Below are 19,900 nucleotides of genomic sequence, written 5' to 3'. Positions count from 1 at the left end.
AATAACCTAGTTCTCGCCTTTTTCTAGCAGTAGGCGAAAGCTCGTTTGACTTTACTGAGCGAGCAAGACAAGCTCATTTCTTCTCCTAAAGCCCAAGGGGGCATTCTCCCAAGGGCTTTTTTAATATTTGGGTGATGACCGTTTACTTGGCGAGCGTCGCAATCTTTTTCAGAAAGCTCTCTTTCAAATGCTCTTGGTCATATTCCAAGTGATAGGTGTTGTGGAAGCCAATTTTTAGCTCAACACCATTCCCTCTTAAGAAAACGTTGTACCCATCGTAGTCAGAAAACGCTTCTACACCTTCATACATTTTACCAAATTCGGTTGGCGTACCGTTGTTCATCACACATTCGTAAGCCTGTAGTACTTTGCTCGGATCTAACTCATTTTTCATACCGAATTCCTCACTGGTTTACACATTTCAATTATGGTTAAAGAATGAGCGCCATGCCATATCTAACCCATAATATTTGAAGTTCGTGTGCGATTTCGCACTCTGTAGGTTGTTAAAAAACAAGGTTAAGTGCGAAGGCAGAACTTAATTTAGATCATAAATTTTATCTATTGATTCGTCAGTTTCATAATGCAATTTCTTTGTAAAAAATCGTCTTATAAAAGCATTTAGATATAAAAATCGTCGACAAAACCAACATTGGTTAAAGAAAAAGCAAAATTTTGACCTAAAACAATAGCAGTTCGCCATTACTTATTTTATAATGCGAATTAATGTTTCAGTACATCGTCAATTCCAATAACTAGGGGCACAAAATGAGACTTATCCCGTTAACTCGAGCAGCACAAGTAGGTAAGTGGGCAGCTGCGCATATCGCTAAGCGTATCAACGACTTTAAACCTACTGCTGAGCGTCCATTCGTTCTGGGTCTACCAACTGGTGGCACTCCTCTAGCAACCTACAAAGCCCTAATCGAGCTTTACCAAGCCGGCGAAGTCAGCTTCAAAAACGTCGTGACTTTTAACATGGATGAGTACATTGGCATCCCTGCGGATCACCCAGAATCTTACCGCTCGTTCATGTACAACAACTTCTTTAATCACATTGATATTCAAGAAGAAAACATCAACCTACTGAACGGTAACACAGACGATCACGACGCAGAATGTAAGCGTTACGAAGACAAAATTAAGTCTTACGGCAAGATCAACCTGTTCATGGGCGGCGTGGGTAACGACGGTCACATCGCGTTCAACGAGCCAGCGTCATCTCTTTCTTCTCGTACTCGCATCAAGACCCTCACTGAAGACACTCGCATTGCGAACTCTCGCTTCTTTGACGGCGATATCAACCAAGTGCCTAAATACGCGCTGACTATCGGTGTTGGTACGCTTCTAGACTCAGAAGAAGTGATGATCTTGGTCACTGGCCATAACAAAGCTCAGGCACTTGAAGCAGCCGTGGAAGGTTGTGTAAACCACCTATGGACAGTTTCTGCTCTTCAACTTCACCCTAAAGCGGTGATCGTATGCGACGAACCAGCTCAACAAGAACTGAAAGTGAAGACAGTGAAGTACTTCTCTGAGCTAGAAGCAGAAAACATCAAAGGCTTTTAACCCATAGGATGGCAGCCTAGAAACACACTAAAAATACAAAACCCGTGTTGAACACGGGTTTTTTCTTATCTGAACAGCGGGCTTAAGTCGTCAATAAGCTTTAATACCAAACTGACGAAGACGCTTAGGAAGCACTTCATCCAACTTGTCTAGTTCACTCGGTTCGACTTCGATAAGATTGAAATGATGCTGCTCATAAACAGTACGAATGGTCTCACGGTCGGCCTGAGCCATCTCCCCATCGTCACTTCCCCAAAATTGCAAATAGACTTTGCCACCTGGCAAGTAAAAATCGCTAGTGACATCTTGGTCAATCGGCAACTGACGCTCATAAGCGTGCACAACACCAGCCAAGTACAGCCAGTTGTCGATGAGCAACTCCCCCTTAGAGCGCACGTAATGCCCATCTAATGTTCGGTGCTTGGCTTCAAATTTTTGGCGAAAGCTTGAGTACGATTTATCCGTAGAATGTGACTCCGCGTCTTGCCCCAAAAACTCAATGACAGACTGCTTAAGACGCTTGTTACGCAGCACCACATCGTGCCATACGACAAAGGTATTTTGTGTTTCTTTATCGGTTCTTTGCTGCCCACCAGCGCGCACACCAGCTTCTGTGACACTCCATCCCTCTTCGGATTTGGTCAACCAACCCAGTTCACTCAAAAGCTGGTTCATGCGCTTCGCATTCAATTTCAGCTTTTCACCCAGTTGTGTCGCGCTCAATGTTTTCCCTGAGCTGGGAGTCAGCTCAATATGTAAGTTGGTCGGCCAGACGATGAACTGGCCAAATTTAGGGTGATCCACATACTCACCGCCAAACTTTGCCCCTTCTTCGGTCAAAATCCACTTTTCATCTTGGCGAACGATGTAGCCTGCACGTTTGAGATCGGCAAACAGCAGCTTAGCTTCTACCTTGCGCATTTTCGCTAATGCCGACGTCGATATTTTTTCAGACATGTGGGTACCTCATGCTGCTGCAAAATTGAACACTATGTCGTCATAGTAACGCATTGATTTCACGGCTTGAAGTCAGGCAAACAAGATTTCGTGTTACAAATAGCAAAGCCAGCGTATAGGTGCTGGCTTTGTTATTTCGGTAAAAAAGCGAATGTTATCGAATAAAAGCGATGCATCCTTGCAAAATCACTAAATTCACAATGTCGATGAAGAATGCACCGACAATTGGAACCACCATAAATGCTTGTGGTGATGGACCATATCGACTCACGATGGAGCCCATATTCATGACCGCAGTCGGTGTAGCACCTAACCCAAAACCGCAGTGTCCGCTAGCGATCACCGCCGCATCGTAGTTGCCTCCCATCATGCGGAATGTTACGTAGTAAGTGAACATCGCCAACACTGCCGACTGAATAGCAAGAATAATAAGGAATGGGATCGCAAGATCGAAAATATTCCACAATTTCAAACTCATCAAGGCCATGGCAAGAAATAGAGATAGTGCAACCGTGCCAAGAATATCAACGGTTTCTAAATCAACCTTGCGCGCCTTCGTCACTTCCATGATGTTAGTGATAACAACACCAATAAACAGCGCATACACAAAATCGGGAATCATTAACCACTTGATGTCAAAACTGCTTACCCAACTCTCCAGATACTTCGCGCCTGTCACGCAAAGTAGAATGATGGACAAGCTTTCAACGACTCTTTTCGCTGTGACGCGATCTTCCTCATGTTCGTTGTACGTCACCAGTTCAGGGAAACTCTGATGACTTTGATTGGTGCGTCCGTATTCCGATTCCAAGTTGTGTTTGTTTAGTAGCTTTTGTGCAACAGGGCTGCCAATAATCCCGCCCATCACCAAGCCAAATGTAGCAGAAGCCATTGCCACCTCTAGAACATTATGCAAACCATACATTTCTTGAAAAGTTTGCGACCACGCAGCTCCAGTTCCATGTCCGCCAGAAAGCGTAATGGATCCGGCGATCAACCCCATGAGTGGATCTAACCCCAACGCTGTTGCTAAGGACACGCCGACCGCATTTTGGATAAGAATGTAGACCGATGCCACAACTAGGAAGATGAAAACCTTCGCACCGCCTTTAATCAGTTGGGTGTAATTTGCCGCTAAGCCAACGGTTGCAAAAAACATCAGCATAAAAACGTTTTGCAGTGGTAAATCAAAGGATACATCCACACCGTTTAAGTGCATCGTCGTGATTACGCAAGCGACCACTAGACCACCAACAATTGGCTCTGGAATATTAAATTTTTTTAAGGTTGGTAACTTGGTATTGATGAACTGCCCTAAAAACAACACGCAAATTGCGACAAGGAACGACTCCTGTGGGCCGATAGATATTACCTGATTCATGAGACCTCTTTACTCTACTCTTTCTCATTCATTGAGCACGCGCTCAACGTGAGATAGGTGCCTAAGCCAGTCAGATTGCCTCTCGAAACTTTTGTTTTCTAGGCCTCTTTGACCATTGATTCTCATCAAGTAAGAAATAGGCAGACCTAAAATTATGCTAATTATCATTCAGTGAGAATATTTATTTAGAACAGGCGATAAGTGTATTGATGGGAAGAGAAAAACAACACTTCTCAACTTATGAGAAGCAATTAATTTCCATATAAAACAAAACCTCAAAACAACGACCACATAGGTGGATATTTAGAGCGAATGAGACAGGCGGATACACTAGGTTTTAAATTATTACTTTCTCTCTAACGCACTAGGTGTTATACATATATATAACACCATCTCAACCAAGAGATTCACTCATGACTAATTGGCATGATCGCCAACCGATATTTCGACAGTTGGCAGACCAGATCACGCAGCAAATACTGCAAGGTGTCTGGCAAGAAGGCGATGCTCTGCCCTCCGTCCGTAGCATCTCTGCAGATATGAAAATTAACCACCTCACCGTTATGAAAGGCTATCAATTGCTTGTTGATGACGGGCTAGTGGAGAAAAAACGCGGTCAAGGTATGTTTGTCGCTTCAGGAGCAAAGCTCAAATTACTCGCAGACGAGAAGGCACGTTTTCTTCAGCAACAAATTCCGCAGATAGCCGACACAATACAGCGTCTGGATATGTCACTCGACGAATTCATTCAACAACTAAAACCACACTTGAAAGGTGACCAATGAGCGCATTAGTCAGTGTAAACAACGTCTCCAAGCAATATCAGCAACAAGGAGAAGCACTGCATGAAGTGAGTTTCGACCTACATGCAGGACAAGTACTTGGCTTACTCGGCCATAATGGCGCAGGTAAATCAACGCTTATTAATGCCCTACTCGGTGCACATGAATATCAGGGCACTATTCGTATCAACGGATTTGAACCCATTATGCAACGCGACAAGATAATGCAGAGCTTATCCTACATCTCGGATGTCAACGTTCTGCCAGATTGGATGACCGTTGCTCAACTGCTTCACTATACCGAGGGTGTGCACCCAGGGTTCAATCGCGCCCAAGCAGATACACTGCTTCGTCAAACGGACATCAAACCTCGTGCGCGTATCAAATCTTTATCCAAAGGGATGAAGGTGCAATTACACCTCGCGATTGTGATCGCGACCAACACCCAAATCCTCATATTGGATGAACCGACACTCGGGTTAGATCTCGTGTATCGCGAGACGTTTTATCGTCACTTATTGGAATGGTTTCACGACGGCGAGCGCGTGTTGATCATCGCCAGTCATGAAGTATCAGAGATTGAGCACTTGCTGACAGATGTTCTGATTCTCAAGCATGGTCGCCCCGTTCTGCAAACCTCGATGGACAGTATCAGTGAAGACTATTTCATTCTTGAAGCCAACGACGAGCACCGCACACAAATTGAAGCGATGAACCCACTCTCGTCACAAAAAGGCCTCGGTTCAACGAAATGGTTACTCAAAGCCCAGTATGCCCAACAAGCAGAAACAATGGGGTCCATCCATGGGGTGAAGTTAGCGGATCTATTTTTAGCATTGCAGAAGGAGGCAGCGTAATGCGTTCAGTTGTCGCGATGTTGCAAAAAGAGTGGTTAGAGAACCCTCTTGTTTTACGTATTCCACTGTTTGTGTTGGCGTGTGGAGTTATTCTCTTTGTGAGTTTAATGAGTAACGACACTCTACAACACAATATGTTTTTCCAAATGAGCTTTGGTGGCGATGTCAGTGACATTCACAAAGAGCTTGGTGATGATGTCAATATGTTGATTACCGGAGGAGCAGGGCTGCTGTCTATCTTGTTAGCCGTTCAGTACTTCCCAAGAACGCTACGCAAAGAACGGGCGGAAGGCAGCATTATGTTTTGGCGCAGTATGCCTGTCAGTGACATAAAAACCCATTTAGTGAAGCTAGGATTTGGCTTATTGGTGATTCCGCTCGTCTGCTCGGTGCTCGTACTCGCTGCAAATTTAATGTTGTGGTTGCTGAACATCTCTACTGATCACCAATTGGCTTTATTGTACCGCCAAGCCTCGTTAGGTTACGTGCTGCTGCATTGGGGAGAGTTTTTAATCAGAATGTTGTTCGCCGGTATTCTGCTGTTACCGCTGGCATTAACTGCGATGGCTATTTCACAAAAAGTGAACTCACCACTGGTCATTTTGTTTATCGCCATTTATGCGCTGCGTTGGATGCCTATCGCACTTTTTGGTTTCTACGGGCTAGATCAGTTTTTCTCCGAAGTGCTTTACCTTCCGCTGCACGCCATTATTACACCAAACCCATTCAATGCCATTCCTCAAGCGGGTTGGTTAAACGTTGGCATTTACGCCTTCATTGGTATTCTTGGTTGGACAGCTAGCCTCAAGTTCAGCCGAACTATCCAATAATGCTTCGTTCAATAAACGACCAAACCAAGTCATAAAAAAACGGTCACAACCAGTGTTGTGACCGTTTTATTTCGCCTCTAGGAGCTCATCCACTTAACTTTAACCAAGGAATGAAATGTAGCCTTGCAAGATAATTAAGTTGACGATGTCGATAAAGAAAGCGCCCACAATTGGCACCACCATAAATGCTTGTGGCGACGGGCCAAATCGGTTAACGATTGAACCCATGTTCATTACGGCTGTTGGGGTTGCACCCAAGCCAAAACCGCAGTGCCCCCCTGCAATAACCGCAGCATCGTAGTTGCTTCCCATCACTTTGAACGTAACATAGTACGTAAAGATAGCTAAGACGACAGACTGCACAGCTAAAATAACCAAGAATGGAATCGCTAGATCAAAGATATTCCATAACTTCAAGCTCATCAGAGCCATCGCTAGGAATAGAGATAGCGATACCGTACCTAACATATCGACCGTTTCGGCATCTAACTTACGAATTTTGGTCACTTCCAAGAAATTCGTAATGATCACACCAATGAATAGCGCATATACGAAGTCTGGAATCATCAGCCATGAGATTTCATACGTGCTTACCCATTGCTCGACATACTTGGCCCCAGTAACACAAATCAGTAAGAAGAAGAGTTTCTCCACCACTTTTTTCGCCGTTACTTTATCTTCTTCGTATTCATTGTAAGTCACCAACTCCGGGAATTTCTCGTGAGTTTTGGCATCTCGACCACCACGACCATACTCAGACTCTATGCTGTTCTTTTCCACCAGACGCTGCGCTACAGGGCTACCAATGATACCGCCGATGATCAAACCAAAAGTCGCTGATGCCATTGCAATTTCTAAGACGTTATCCAATCCATACACGTCTTGAAAGGTTTGTGACCACGCAGCACCTGTACCATGACCACCAGACAGAGTAATCGAGCCAGCAATTAACCCCATCAAAGGATCTAAACCGAGCGCCGCCGCAAGTGAAACGCCAACGCCGTTTTGTATGATGATGTAAAACGATGCGACAGCTAAGAAGATAAAAACCTTCGCACCTCCTTTCATCAACTGAGTGTAATTTGCGGCCAAACCAACTGTCGCAAAAAACATTAACATAAACGTATTTTGTAATGGCAAGTCGAACTCTAAATCGATGCCGTTGAAATGAAGAGCAGTAATCATGCAGGCTACAATAAGACCACCTACAATCGGCTCAGGTATGTTGAATTTCTTTAAAATCGGTAGCTTAGCATTAATAAAATGCCCCAGGAAAAGCACACTAATTGCGACCAAGAAGGACTCCAGTGCACCTACAGATATTAAATGATTCATATCGCCTCTTATTATTGTTCTCTTCATTCTCCGTAATGAATGAGTGTTAGTTTAACCTTCGTTCAATAGCAAATTTTCTCGCTTTATTGTTTCGAAAATACTCAAAAAGTTGGTGTAGATGCGCCTTAGGCTAGTTTAAGGGGCGCTCCTTAAGCGATGTGTCAGTTTTTACGCTGTTAGCAAGCCCTTAAATGTGAAAGGAGCTGATACAGCTCCTTCAAATGGCCCCTCGCAATACCTGTGCGTTATCGCTTGGGGTGTTGTGAGTAAATTCTGGGTGACACTTTCTGAACCACTTCGGGCTCCCTTACTTAAACAGAATGTGTCAATTACTATCAAACAAAGTTCCTTCCCGTTGTAACCGCTAAACGCCGAGAGCGCGTTCAAAACAATTGGGTTTGCCTGTTCCTGTCGTAGCTTTTCAACTCTGGCTCATGGTGTATAAACGAGCCGAATCCAAGGAAACTCTCAGGCTGCAACAAACGTTTTCGTCACAACGGAGCAGGATTATAACATATCGCTGATAATTTTCTTCAATTCAGTGACATTCACCAACCCCATGATTAAACCTTGCAATGATTAACTGCCTATTATCATTTTCACAGATAAAGATCGAAGCACAGTTACTCAGTAAGCTTCTTAGAAAACGATGCATAGCTAATAACTTCACCGACGTTCTTATCCAAGAGGTCTTGATAAACGCCCTAGAGAACCAAGCAGCCGAAATATGCGATGTTATCATGATTGCTTTTCGAGACCGACGTCCCGACTTTGGCTAATGAGTACAACCCCAACTATGCATCAGACAAAAACATGTATAATTTTTTATACAAGTTATTCAATAACAAGAGTCCCACATGAACATTCATTCGCTTTGCGCTGCGCTATTACTCAGCATCGTCTCATCAGCTACAGCAGCTGAAAACATTCGTATTCAATATTCTCCCATAGAGACAACTCATGAAAAAATCGCCCAACAATCGATTCAAAGCAGCGATGTAAACACCATCTTTGTTGAGCTGTCTCAGGCCTACTTTCCATTTGATAAAGCTCTCACGCTGGTTTACGGCGGAGAAGATGGTCCAATGTATGATCCTGATACACACACAATATACGTTCCTTACACTTTTTATTTGGAGTCGCTCAATTACTTCTCCAATAATCAGTATGAAGAACGCTTCGGAAAATCCCCAAAAACAGGGGCGCTAGATACGTTATTGCACACTTTACTTCATGAAGCTGGACATGCTTACATCGAAGATCAAAGCATCCCTGTTCTCGGAAAAGAAGAAGATGCGGTCGATAATTTTGCCACTATTTTAATGATTGACTTCCTAGAAGATGGCGCAGGTATGGCCATTAGCGCCGCCGACATGTTCGCATTCGAATCCGACGACAGACCGGACTACTACGATTTTGGCGAGTACATTGACGAACACAGCTTTGATTTGCAGCGTTACTTTTCAACGTTATGTTTGGTGTACGGTAGTGATCCTGAGCAATACAAAGCCTTACTCGATGAAGTAGAAAAAGACTACCTGCGTGATCGCAAAGAGTTCTGCCAATTCAATTACGGCAACATTCGCGACAATTGGCTGCATTACTTGCAAAACAATGAACCAAAAGAAAATTCGCCACGTAAAAGCGATTAGAAAATCTCAAATAAGAAGACCGCAATGACAAAACTCACCATATTTTATGACGGAACCTGCCCGCTTTGTGCCAAAGAGATGAAGGCGCTAAAACAACGCGATTCCAAGCAGCACATCAAAACCGTCGATATCTATAGTGATGCATTCGCAGATTATCCGCAGATCGATCCTGAACAAGCCAACACCATTTTGCACGCTCTCAACGAAAAGGGGGAGCTTCTGCTTGGGTTGGACGTGACTCATCGTGCGTGGCAATTAGTTGGTCGCGGTTGGCTCTACGCTCCACTGCGTTGGCGCCTCGTTAAACCTGTTGCTGACTGGCTTTACCTCAAATTCGCAAAGAATAGGTATCGCGTCTCATATTGGTTAACAGGGACTTCTCGTTGCAATAGTGGGTCGTGTTCACGTTAATTGTGATCCCGCTTAAAAATGCTACGACCTTCGTCTAGATTTACAAATTTCCAGTACTTCTGATTGATTAACTCGGTTAATCTCTAAGCATTACAACAATAAGTATTAACACTTTTATCAGGCAAGCTTATTCAGCTTGTCACTTGTAACGCTGCGCCGAGAGAAGGACGTCTCTATGAATCTGACGATCAGAAAACGACTATATATCCTTTCAATAATTCCAATTCTAACTATGGCAATAGGCATGATGTGGTTCACCTACGTACAAACCACGGCCTACAACGAGCACGAGATTGAGCAAACTCGAAGTCGAATGATGGAGATGAAAAAAGCCGAACTCAAAAGTTACGTACAAATGGCGCGTTCCGCTGTCGAGCCGCTACTCGCACAAAATGCCCCACTGGAAGAGGCTCTGCCTATCTTGAAACAACTAGAGTTTGGTCAATCCGGCTACATCTTTGGTTATGATTCAAAAGGCGTTCGCGTCGTGGTGGGCAAAAACACCAAAGGCATCGGGGAAAACTTCTATAACTTGCAGGACAAGAAAGGCAATTACCTGATTCAGGATTTGTTAAAAAATGCCAAAACTGGCGAGTTCACGACTTATTACTTCCCGAAACTCGGTCAGAGTGAAGCACTACCGAAACTCAGCTACTCAGTCTTTATTCCTGAATGGGACTTGATGTTGGGAACGGGTTTCTACACGGACGATATCGACGCCATTGTGGCAGACATGGAAAAAGCCGCACACGAAGATCTCAACACCACACTAACTGCGATAGCCCTGTTTTGTGCCTCGATAACAGCGATAGTTGCAGTCTTTGCCGTATTTGTTAACCGCAGCATCATGAAACCTATTGAGCAGTTTGATGCTTCAATTCACTCTTTCGCACAAGGCGATGCAGATTTAACCGCGCGCATGGAAGAATCAAGCGTGCCGGAGTTCACGCAGCTGAGCCGTAACTTCAATATCTTCGTTGAAAGCCTGCAAGGCATCATCAAGAGCGTTAGCCACGTAGGACAAGAAGTGGTTTCAGAGACCAACGAGATGTCACAGCGTGCATCGCAAGTGGACGAGTTGGCTTCTGGTCAACGTGAAGAGACCGAACAAGTCGCAGCGGCAATGACCGAGATGACAGCAACGGCGCACGAGATTTCAAACAACGCTAACCAAGCAGCGCAATCAGCCAGAGACGCCGATGAAAACTCACAACAAGCAAAACACATTGTTGATTCGGCAGCGAACTCTGTCGAAGCACTCGCGCTAGAGGTGTCAGAAGCCAGCACGGTGATTTCTCGTTTAGAGAGCGACGTAAAAAACATTTCTTCTTCTCTGGAAGTGATTCAGGATATAGCCGAGCAAACTAACCTATTGGCACTGAACGCAGCCATTGAAGCAGCCCGTGCAGGCGAACAAGGTCGCGGCTTCGCAGTCGTTGCCGATGAGGTCCGTAAACTGGCAAGTCGCACTCAAGACAGCACAGGCGAAATTCACCAAATGATCGAGCAGTTGAAGTCTGGCTCGGATGCGGCAGTGAAAGCCATGGGTTCAAGCCAAGCTCGTGGTGAAGCAACCGTTGAGGAAGCACGGGCAGCCTCTGCCGCACTGCAAGAAATCCAAGCCGCGATTGCTAACATCATGGACATGAACACGCTGATCGCAACGGCAACCGAAGAACAAAGCCAAGTTGGGCAAGAGATTTCACAACGCATAGAAGTCATCTCTCAACAAAGCAGCCAATCGGCGCACCTTGCGAATCAAAACCGCGCAGGCAGTGGCAACCTTAACCACAAAGCTAACGAGCTGTACGACTTGGTCGGTCGCTTTACGGTCTAGAGCTTTCCTCAAACACTCAACATGCAAACAGCGACGCCAAAACGTCGCTGTTTTTATTTCTGCTATCATAATGCGACTTAGCTATAATGCCGCCAACTTAGCACCCACAAGGGCAAACAAGATGATTATTATGACCACCAATTTCGGTGACATCGAAATTGAATTGAACCTAGAACGAGCGCCAGTTAGCTCAAAGAACTTCAAAAAATACTGTGAAGATGGCTTCTACGACGGCACCATTTTCCACCGCGTTATCGACGGCTTTATGATCCAAGGTGGCGGTCATACCGAAGACATGGCAGAAAAGCCAACACGCGCCCCTATCGCGAACGAAGCAAACCGTGGTCTAAAAAACCTTGTTGGTACTATCGCAATGGCGCGTACCGATGCTCCGCACTCTGCAACGGCACAGTTCTTCATTAACTTGGAAGACAATGATTTCCTAGACCACACCGCAACCACCAACCTAGGCTGGGGCTACGCAGTGTTTGGTAAAGTGACCGCGGGTATGGATGTCGTAAACCACATCGCGAAAGTGAAAACGACCTCTAAACTTGGTCACGATGATGTGCCATGCGATCCAATCATTATCGAGAAAGTGACGATCAGCGAATAAGCCCATTCGCCTCTGCAGAGAAATCGTCGCTATAAAACGAAGAAAGCGCCTAACGTCTGATGACTTAGGCGCTTTTTGTTTTTATGACTCAGCCGATTAGTTGGGCTTATAACGAAGTTATTGATAGAAAAGCTCAGCTTTGGCTCCAACCAAATCCAGTTCAGAGCCTTGAAAATCAGCCAGATATTCAGCAACAAGGTTGTACCCAACCCAATACCCCATGTATTTCGGCCAGCGGCTTTCATCGCTGCCAAGAAAGTAAGCGTCGAAGTTGTAATCTAAGCTGGTCAACTTGCCTTTCATCTCAGCGTAGAAAGGGCGCCAATCTTGATCTTTGATTTGCTCAAACAAGGTCGGAGTGACGCCGCCATTCACCTTACGTTCGAAGTGACAAGCTAACCCTTCCATAATTAGTACATCACCAAGTGCAACGCCACTTTCTCCCGCTCGCATACGGAACAGGTGATGCAACTCATGCGCTAACACCGCAGCTAGTTCTTTCTCAATAACGTTTTTAATATCAGTACGTTGAGTATCAAGCAGAATCTCTACACGATAGGCACTTAAGCAATAGCCACCAATCCCCGTCTGCGGTACGTCATTGCGATCAAACGGGCTAATGGTGAGGTCAATGTTACTCAAATCAAAGTAACTAGAAAGTTGTGAGCTCAGATCATCAAGTTTCTGATGCAAATACTCAGAGATTGGAGACAGTTCTCCCGTCGCATTTAACAGGGTTACGCGATAACTCATTTATCTTCCTTGATAATGTGGGTTAAGATCAGCGAGTTTACAGTGTAAAGAGTGAGCAGTTCTAGCGATTACATCCCTTTGAACAAACTTTGAGATGCACGGCTCACAGCGAGCTTAGTTTCTCCAACGTGAACAAACATTCTTCCAGCAAAGTCTTTGTTTACTTTGCTAATTTTGCACACTTGCACAACGCTTGAACGGTGTACTTGCCAGAACTGTTCTGGGTTAAGCTGCCCTATCAACTCTTTCAACGAGGTGCGAATCAAATACTCCTGCACTTTGCCTTGTCCTTGTTGGGCATACACAGAAACGTATTTTTCTTCCGCTTTGAAATACAATACATCAGACGTAGCAATCAGATGAATATCTTCCCCTTGCGTCGCTTTGATCCACTGAAGATATTGCGGCGTTTGTGGCGCGGATAATTGCTGCAACTGTTCTAACAGGCTGCTCATCTGCACATTACTGCTTTGTTGCTCTCGCTTAGCAAGGCGTGTTTTCACTCTTTCACACGTCGTCAGTAGGCGCTCATCCGAGATAGGCTTGAGCAAATAATCGGCGGCATTTTGCTCAAAAGCTTTGATGGCGTAATCATCGTACGCGGTGACAAACACAATCAAAGGTGGATTGGCGAGTTGATTGAGTTTTTGCGCTAGTGTCATGCCATCCAGAACTGGCATACGAATATCAAGAAACGCAATGTCAGGTTGGCTTTGCTCAATGGCTTGCAACGCTTGTTCACCATCGGCGACTTTGGCTATTACCTCTAGCTCTGGCCACACTTCAGCTAGGCTTTTATCAAGATGACGTCTCAATAGCGGTTCATCATCAGCAATAATGGCTGTAAACCCTGTATTCATTCCTTTCTTCCTTGATTACGATTCCATTGGCCAACTCAGGCGAACACAAACGCCACCCTGAGCAGACTCACTGATAGAAACCTCTCCTTGCCCTGCGAACAAAGCTTCAACTCGCTGCTTTAGATTACTTAGACCCACTCCAGAGCCCATGTGCCCACTAACGTGATTCAAGCCAACACCCGTGTCTCTGACTTCAATCAGCAAGTTCTGTTGTTTGCGCTTAATCAGCAAACAGACTTCACCGCCTTCTCGCTTCGGTTCAATACCATGGATGATGGCGTTTTCGATTAAAGGCTGGAGCATCATCGGCGGTAACTCGGTTCTGCCTAACCCCTCTTCCACCTCAATCTTGTAACTGAGTCGATCACCCAAACGAGTTTGTTGGATGCCTAAGTAAGCCTCAATTAACGCCGTTTCATTGTCTATGGTGGTGTGCTCTTCGCGTGAGCTTTTGAGCGTTGCACGCAGCAGCGCGGTTAACTGTTCTAGCATCAGCTTGGCTTTATCGACATCTTGCGACATGAGTGCACTGATATTCGCCAAGGTATTGAATAGGAAATGCGGTTCAATCTGGCTTTGCATCTGCTTAAGCTGACTCAGCAATAGCGCACGATCTTGCTCTGCTTTCTCGCGTTTGATGGCCTCTAACTCTCTTTGAGCGATTGCATGTTGCTCGCGTGAATAGAAATAGAAAAAGCACATGGCACTGAATAACAACCCCATGAGACCAACCGACAGCATACTTGAGATACCGAAGTATTCCCCAAGCCAAAGCTGAGCGTTCACCACACCAAACAATAGGCAAGCCGTCAGCGAAATAGCCACTTCCGCCAAACGAGGAATGGTAGGAAACAGGCGGTCGACAAGCCATGAGAAGAAGATAGCCGAATAGCCAAATCCAAAGCTAACCACCACATGAATGTAGAATGGACCGCCCCAAACCGAGAGCGTCATTGCTGCGATAAAGAGACAAAATGCCGTAGTCACTAATAAGCTACGCGGCCATCCACTTTTCACCACTGATTTTGCTGAACACATTTAGAATTTCCCTTTGATGTTAAATACAATCATATGCTTATCATTGATTTGTGCGTAAGCAGATTGGTCGTCTCCGGTTAAAAAGCGTGCGGCAACTTCCACTTCTACACTTTGATCGCCGGTATCAATCCATTGGTAGTTAAGCCACTGCGTGACGATCACACCACCATCTTGTGGCGACAGCATCACATCCAACGTAGGGGTTACATCACTTAGCCAGCCCATATCCGCTTCGCCGTTCCATGCAGCCCATGCTTCTACATCCCAACTCCAGTGCAGCATTACGTTATGCTGAACGATATTGGCATGCTGAAACCCTTGGGCGTAGCTTGTCGCAAGTAGAGCGCTGCTAGCCAACAGAGAGTTGTTAGGTTCAGGGAGCTGAGAGAGTAATTCGCCACGCTCCATTGCTTGTTGCCATTCGTTTTTCGACCATGCTCGGCTGTCGTACCAATATTCAGCAATCACGTTGTGTCCGGCTTGGTTTGCCCAGTTCAATCCAATCAAGGCTTGGAATGCGCTGCCCTGCTTCTCAACCGAAACAGGTTGGTAAAGATCGTCTTGCTGAAACTGATAGCCGACACTTTGCTTTTGCCACAGCATGGAACCGTGCATGGCGATGGATTCATCCCACACGGCAATGGCACTGGCTCCAAGCAAACCTCGGCGCACATCATCGTAATAACCAATAAGTTGATACTCAGTGTCACCCACCAGCGCATAACGACGAATACCAATACCTTGTTGCTCTGCGGCTTGATCAAGTGCACTTTGGTCTTGTTGCCCCCAGCTTGAGTCCGTTGCAATCACCGTCCACTCGCCTGCCATATCGTAGTGTGAGAGTGAAAACACACCCGCTCCTTCTTCTGCGACTAAGCCAACAGGATTTTGTCGATAAGGCTTAAACAGATCCAAAGGTCGGTAGCCATAACCCACGCCCCAATCCACGCGTAACTTACCCAAACTCACATCAAGAGTGGTATCACCGACTTGCCACTCCCCTAGCCAAGCCAGCTCTCGAATCAGCAATTGATTATCAGCTTCACTCCACCAGTCACTCTCTCCTTGTTGATTGAGGTACAAACCTTGGCTGTACAGAGCAAACAAGCCACTGAAGTTTTGATAATTCACCTGCACATCCAACAGTGCATTAAGTGAATCACGAGAACTGCTCTGCGCTTGTATAAATGCGCTGTCACGCTGCTTGGTCGTTTCGTAACTGACAGCCCAATCCCACTCAAAACTCAGTTCATCATTGGCAAAAGCAGGGGCTGACGCGCCCACACACAATGAGGCAGCAATCAACAAACTGGTGCTTTTGTTAAGGTTAGGCTGGTACGATTTCATCTGACTTCCTTGCTCGTTTTCATGGATCTATTTACGGAGTTCAGGCTAAAGCTGAGTCGTGTTGGCCTTCGGCAAATAGCTTGGGTTGTAGAACTTGTTATCCAGTTGCCAAGGCACGATTTCTTGGTACTCGATAACGGTCTTTTTGCTCGGCTGAATGCTATCAAGCAAGGTCATCTCACTGACGTAGTCTTCGCCGTTGTCGGTTGCACGTCCGTATTGCGCTTGCTTAGCAAGTTTGCCAGAGCGCAGGTAAAGATCAGCTTTAATTGGAAACGCATCTTGCTCAGACAACCACAAGTCGATCTTCTGATAGCTTGCCCCTTTGGTTTTCGCGGTTAAAGCAAGATGATAAGCCGCGACACTTTCCCCGTTCACCGAAACGGTTTCTGTCGCTTTCCATTCACCTTGATAATCTTGGCTCCACGTCAGCGTTGAGATGTCGCCGATAGACGCTTCACCAAGCAGCTTTTGCATTGGCGTAATGCGAATCGGACGGCGACTCTTAGGCATTTGTAGCCAATAGTTGTCGCCCATCATCAACATCTTTTGCCCTGCTTCAACCGCCGATTTGAATACCACCAGCGATTCACGATTTGGACGCGTGTACACGTGGTAAAGGCGGGTTTTATCTAACTCTTGGTCTTGATATAAGCGCACCAGAGACACCACTTTGGAGGAATCATCTTGCAAGCGGTAGCTGTCGGCTTTTTCAATCAATTGCGCAACTTGCTGTGCATCTAGCGCTGTTTCATTCGCACTGGCATTGATGCTTGCAACGCCAGTTACCGTCAGCAATGCAATTGGTAATAGTGATTTGAAATTAAACATAAATCAGTGCCTCCGTAATTGGCTTGTTCACCCCTTTGTGTGCCGAGAAAAACGCCGCAATCAAACAAATCATCAATACTGCGAATCCTGCGACAGCCACCAGCTCCCAAGAGAAGTAAATCGTCAATGGGTAACCTTCTGTGCGTCCTGGCGGTGGCGGCATTTGCACATCCACGACCATCAGTAAAATGGTGACTAGTGCAGTGAACAAGGCGCCGATTAAGCTGCCAATCACCGCAAGTAAGCCAGCTTCGCGCAAGAACCCAGCAATGATTTCGCGAGGGTAGCTACCAAGTGCTGACAAGGTGCCGATTTCACGGGTACGTTCGGTGACCGACATGGTCATGGTGTTGAACAGCGCGACAAAGACCACCAACGCCATCACTGCACCCATGATGCCGAAGATGCGGTCGTACAAATCTTTCACTTTGAGATAGAAGAACGCACGTTCTTGCCAAGGCGTGATCTCAATATCTTGATCGCCCAAGTTCTGCTTTTGCTTACTAAGAACCGAAGCTACTTGTTGCTCGACTTGGTTAGTTAAACTGGTATCGAACAGGAAGACAGATAACGCACTGACTTTGTCTGAACCGAGCAACGATTGCGCGCTGTTGATGTGTATGTAAAGTTGGCGTTTATCAAGCTCAGGCACGCCAGTTGAGTAGATGCCACGTACTTTGAAGTCATACGCATTCAATGCACCGTCGGTTGTGGTCGCCAGCAAGGTGATCCAATCGCCAACGTGCACGCTTAAGTTGTTCGCCAAATCAACGCCAAGCATCACTTCCGGCTCTGCTGGGTCATAACGCGATGCATGAATGTTGGACAGCGTTTGCCCTTCGCGCACATCTAAAAATGGTCCTTTCATATCGAATTCACGTTCGTTCACGCCAATGCCGATAAAGATCGATGATTTGTTACCGTTGGAAATCAAACCACTGAACTCAACTCGTGGTTGCACACCTCGCACTTCATTCAACCCAATCAATTGCTTGGTGATATCGTCGGCGTGAGTTAAACCGTTACTCAGTGGCATCTCTTCTTCTTTAGCGAAGTAACCCGGTGTGGTTAACGTCAGATGCCCCGTGTCACGCGCTGTCGACTCTTTCAAACTGTCGTAGGTGTACAGGCCAAAGCCACCTGCACTGGTTAATGCAAACACGGCAATGGCGATGATCAGCATCGACAATAAACTGCGGCGGCGATTGCGTTGCAGGTTCAACCAAGCAAGGCGAACCGAAACAGGAATTAGCTTGCCCATGAAACCTCCTCCACACTTGCGTGCGTTTGGGTAATTTTGCCGTCCACCAACTCAATGGTGCGGTCACAGCGGGATGCCATACGAGGGTCGTGTGTAGCGACGATAAAAGTGGTGCCAAGCTCGTGTCCAAGCCCTTTCATAATGTCGATGACCTTGTTGGCAGTTTGGCTATCAAGACTTGCGGTTGGCTCATCAGCAATCACCAACGCTGGTTTGTGCACTAACGCACGAGCAATTGCCACGCGTTGCTGCTGACCGCCAGATAGGTTATCGGGCATGTGATGAATAAACTCACCCAAGCCAACGTGTTCTAGCATTTGTGTGGCGAGCTCGGTTTGTTCTGCTTTTGAAAAACCGTTGAGGTGTAGCGGATAAGCCACGTTCTCTAACGCTGTCATCACGGGGACAAGATTGAATTTTTGGAACACAAAACCAAGCTTTTCACGGCGCATTTTCGCCGCCTGCATTTGTCCGGTTGGGTATGGGCTGCCTGCAAATGTCACCTGACCTTGGTATTGAGTATCCAGCATGCCAAGTACGTTAAGTAAGGTACTTTTGCCAGAACCAGACGGCCCGCACAATGCCACCATTTCGCCGGCAAATACTTCACCAGAAACGTCTCGCAATGCACGCACCGTTTGGCTGCCAAGGGCGTAATCGCGGCTAAGTTGATTAAAAACGATCATGACGCCTCCCTAATACTTGGCTAGCAGCGCTTTCGCGGTTTGCGTTTCTAGATTGCTGTCGCCCAATTGCTCCATTTGCGCTAACCATGTTTTGGCTTGTTGAACATCTTCAGCACGCAGTGCTGCTTCAATGGCGTAGCGATAAATCCAAGACGTTGCCGCAAAAGGTTGCTGGCTAAAACTCGGCTCATCGAGCAGAGAAAGGTACAGCTCGTAGCCACGCTCAAAGTGATTGAACATGTCAGGTAGAGAAGTAAAAGTGGTGGCTGCCATGGCAGTGGCTAATTGATATTCCGGCAAGCCTTGTAAGCGTTGTTGCTCTTGTAGCGGCACTGGTTGATTCGCCATTAAATCCAAACCTTTTTGGATTGTGGCAAGACCGCGCTCGGTGAACTTCATCTTGTTCCAAGGCATAAACGCCTCACGACCTTGCAACGTCTCAGCACTGCCCAAGTAAACCAAGGTCACCGGCGTTGCGCCCTGCTCTTCGAGTTGTTTGGATAGTTCGCCATAAACAGTATCAACTAAGCCAGAGTCACCCTGCGCCGCTTGGTTGAATTGACTGAGTGTGCGCTCGCTTGGGTTAGCCAGAGCCAGATTGCTGCTAAGTGCAAATGTGGCGATAAAGGTACTTGCCAGTTTAAGAGCTTTGATTAAGCGAGATTGAGAAACCATCATGTACTGTCCTTAGTTGAACGTGATTTGATGGTTTCAGATTAAGGGAGAAGATCGCACGCTGCTTTTGCATGCGACCAATGGCAATTATGCGGAGTGAATGGTATTGAGAGAGGATGAATGACATTCACTTAAACAGAAAATACAATTCCGTTCATTCGTAACGCTACATTTTTACGGCAGTCACAATAAAAACACTGGCTTAAAATCTGAGGCTAGTGT

At 46.0% G+C, this 19,900-nt stretch carries 20 protein-coding genes; 8 read left to right on the top strand and 12 right to left on the bottom strand.

Going from position 1 to position 19,900, the window contains the following annotated elements:
* Positions 1–142: 142 nt before the first annotated feature.
* The gene (locus R7127_RS09005) at positions 143–394 is read right to left on the bottom strand and encodes a DUF3081 domain-containing protein (RefSeq protein ID WP_005374440.1); all 252 of its coding nucleotides are present in this window, start codon (positions 392–394) and stop codon (positions 143–145) included.
* Positions 395–768: 374 nt separating this feature from the next.
* Here R7127_RS09005 and nagB point away from each other — a divergent pair, with 374 nt between their 5' ends.
* Complete coding sequence (nagB, locus tag R7127_RS09000; protein WP_005374441.1) at positions 769–1,569, top strand: glucosamine-6-phosphate deaminase; 801 nt, start codon at positions 769–771, stop codon at positions 1,567–1,569.
* Between the two features lie 90 nt (positions 1,570–1,659).
* Here the strand turns inward: nagB and R7127_RS08995 are convergent, their stop codons facing one another.
* Both R7127_RS08995 and gltS (R7127_RS08990) read right to left on the bottom strand, forming a co-directional pair.
* On the bottom strand, positions 1,660–2,526 hold the full coding sequence (locus tag R7127_RS08995; RefSeq protein WP_005374442.1) for a hypothetical protein: 867 nt from the start codon (positions 2,524–2,526) through the stop codon (positions 1,660–1,662).
* 154 nt (positions 2,527–2,680) lie between these two features.
* The gene (gene gltS / locus R7127_RS08990; protein ID WP_005374443.1) at positions 2,681–3,907 is read right to left on the bottom strand and encodes a sodium/glutamate symporter; all 1,227 of its coding nucleotides are present in this window, start codon (positions 3,905–3,907) and stop codon (positions 2,681–2,683) included.
* Between the two features lie 413 nt (positions 3,908–4,320).
* On the opposite strand from gltS (R7127_RS08990), the gene R7127_RS08985 reads away from it, so the two are divergent.
* The 3 genes from R7127_RS08985 to R7127_RS08975 are packed head-to-tail and all read left to right on the top strand — an operon-like array spanning position 4,321 to position 6,376.
* A complete protein-coding gene (locus tag R7127_RS08985; protein ID WP_005374444.1) occupies positions 4,321–4,692 on the top strand; it encodes a GntR family transcriptional regulator in 372 nt (123 codons plus the stop codon).
* Positions 4,689–5,546, top strand: a complete 858-nt coding sequence (locus tag R7127_RS08980; RefSeq protein ID WP_005374445.1) for an ABC transporter ATP-binding protein — start codon at positions 4,689–4,691, stop codon at positions 5,544–5,546. The genes R7127_RS08985 and R7127_RS08980 overlap by 4 nt, the downstream gene beginning before the upstream one ends.
* Complete coding sequence (locus R7127_RS08975) at positions 5,546–6,376, top strand: hypothetical protein (protein WP_054576512.1); 831 nt, start codon at positions 5,546–5,548, stop codon at positions 6,374–6,376. Before R7127_RS08980 ends, R7127_RS08975 begins: the two co-directional genes overlap by 1 nt.
* A gap of 99 nt (positions 6,377–6,475) precedes the next feature.
* Here R7127_RS08975 and gltS (R7127_RS08970) read toward each other — a convergent pair whose 3' ends face one another.
* Positions 6,476–7,711, bottom strand: coding sequence for a sodium/glutamate symporter (gene gltS / locus R7127_RS08970; protein WP_005374448.1), 1,236 nt, complete (start codon positions 7,709–7,711; stop codon positions 6,476–6,478).
* 857 nt (positions 7,712–8,568) lie between these two features.
* Here gltS (R7127_RS08970) and R7127_RS08965 point away from each other — a divergent pair.
* From R7127_RS08965 to R7127_RS08950, 4 genes are all read left to right on the top strand, one after another.
* Positions 8,569–9,363, top strand: a complete 795-nt coding sequence (locus tag R7127_RS08965) for a DUF4344 domain-containing metallopeptidase (protein WP_053350111.1) — start codon at positions 8,569–8,571, stop codon at positions 9,361–9,363.
* A 24-nt stretch (positions 9,364–9,387) separates the two neighbouring features.
* Positions 9,388–9,774 carry a thiol-disulfide oxidoreductase DCC family protein gene (locus R7127_RS08960; RefSeq protein ID WP_054576513.1) on the top strand — a complete coding sequence of 129 codons (387 nt, stop codon included), beginning with the start codon at positions 9,388–9,390 and terminating at the stop codon, positions 9,772–9,774.
* A gap of 175 nt (positions 9,775–9,949) precedes the next feature.
* Positions 9,950–11,611 carry a methyl-accepting chemotaxis protein gene (locus tag R7127_RS08955; RefSeq protein WP_025768726.1) on the top strand — a complete coding sequence of 554 codons (1,662 nt, stop codon included), beginning with the start codon at positions 9,950–9,952 and terminating at the stop codon, positions 11,609–11,611.
* Positions 11,612–11,732: 121 nt separating this feature from the next.
* Entirely contained in the window at positions 11,733–12,227 is a 495-nt protein-coding gene (locus tag R7127_RS08950) for a peptidylprolyl isomerase (protein ID WP_053350113.1), read from the top strand.
* A 117-nt stretch (positions 12,228–12,344) separates the two neighbouring features.
* Here the strand turns inward: R7127_RS08950 and R7127_RS08945 are convergent, their stop codons facing one another.
* The 8 genes from R7127_RS08945 to R7127_RS08910 all read right to left on the bottom strand — a co-directional run bounded on the left by R7127_RS08945 (position 12,345) and on the right by R7127_RS08910 (position 19,681).
* Positions 12,345–12,980 (bottom strand): DUF2268 domain-containing putative Zn-dependent protease, encoded by a 636-nt coding sequence (locus R7127_RS08945; protein ID WP_005383209.1) that lies wholly within the window; start codon positions 12,978–12,980, stop codon positions 12,345–12,347.
* A gap of 68 nt (positions 12,981–13,048) precedes the next feature.
* Complete coding sequence (locus R7127_RS08940) at positions 13,049–13,840, bottom strand: LytR/AlgR family response regulator transcription factor (protein WP_053350114.1); 792 nt, start codon at positions 13,838–13,840, stop codon at positions 13,049–13,051.
* 15 nt (positions 13,841–13,855) lie between these two features.
* On the bottom strand, positions 13,856–14,878 hold the full coding sequence (locus tag R7127_RS08935) for a sensor histidine kinase (RefSeq protein WP_005374473.1): 1,023 nt from the start codon (positions 14,876–14,878) through the stop codon (positions 13,856–13,858).
* On the bottom strand, positions 14,879–16,225 hold the full coding sequence (locus R7127_RS08930; RefSeq protein ID WP_054576514.1) for a hypothetical protein: 1,347 nt from the start codon (positions 16,223–16,225) through the stop codon (positions 14,879–14,881). It abuts the gene before it with no gap.
* Positions 16,226–16,270: 45 nt separating this feature from the next.
* On the bottom strand, positions 16,271–17,056 hold the full coding sequence (locus R7127_RS08925; RefSeq protein WP_005374475.1) for an outer membrane lipoprotein-sorting protein: 786 nt from the start codon (positions 17,054–17,056) through the stop codon (positions 16,271–16,273).
* Positions 17,049–18,317 (bottom strand): ABC transporter permease, encoded by a 1,269-nt coding sequence (locus tag R7127_RS08920; RefSeq protein WP_005374476.1) that lies wholly within the window; start codon positions 18,315–18,317, stop codon positions 17,049–17,051. The genes R7127_RS08925 and R7127_RS08920 overlap by 8 nt, the downstream gene beginning before the upstream one ends.
* Positions 18,305–19,003, bottom strand: a complete 699-nt coding sequence (locus R7127_RS08915) for an ABC transporter ATP-binding protein (protein WP_005374479.1) — start codon at positions 19,001–19,003, stop codon at positions 18,305–18,307. The genes R7127_RS08920 and R7127_RS08915 overlap by 13 nt, the downstream gene beginning before the upstream one ends.
* A 9-nt stretch (positions 19,004–19,012) precedes the next feature.
* Positions 19,013–19,681: a hypothetical protein gene (locus R7127_RS08910; protein ID WP_033907237.1), complete on the bottom strand. Its 669-nt coding sequence runs from the start codon at positions 19,679–19,681 to the stop codon at positions 19,013–19,015.
* Positions 19,682–19,900: the final 219 nt, after the last annotated feature.

It is taken from the genome of Vibrio sp. 1159, from assembly GCF_033340395.1.
Lineage (GTDB): Bacteria > Pseudomonadota > Gammaproteobacteria > Enterobacterales > Vibrionaceae > Vibrio > Vibrio alginolyticus.
This window is presented reverse-complemented; position numbering and strand designations above follow the sequence as displayed.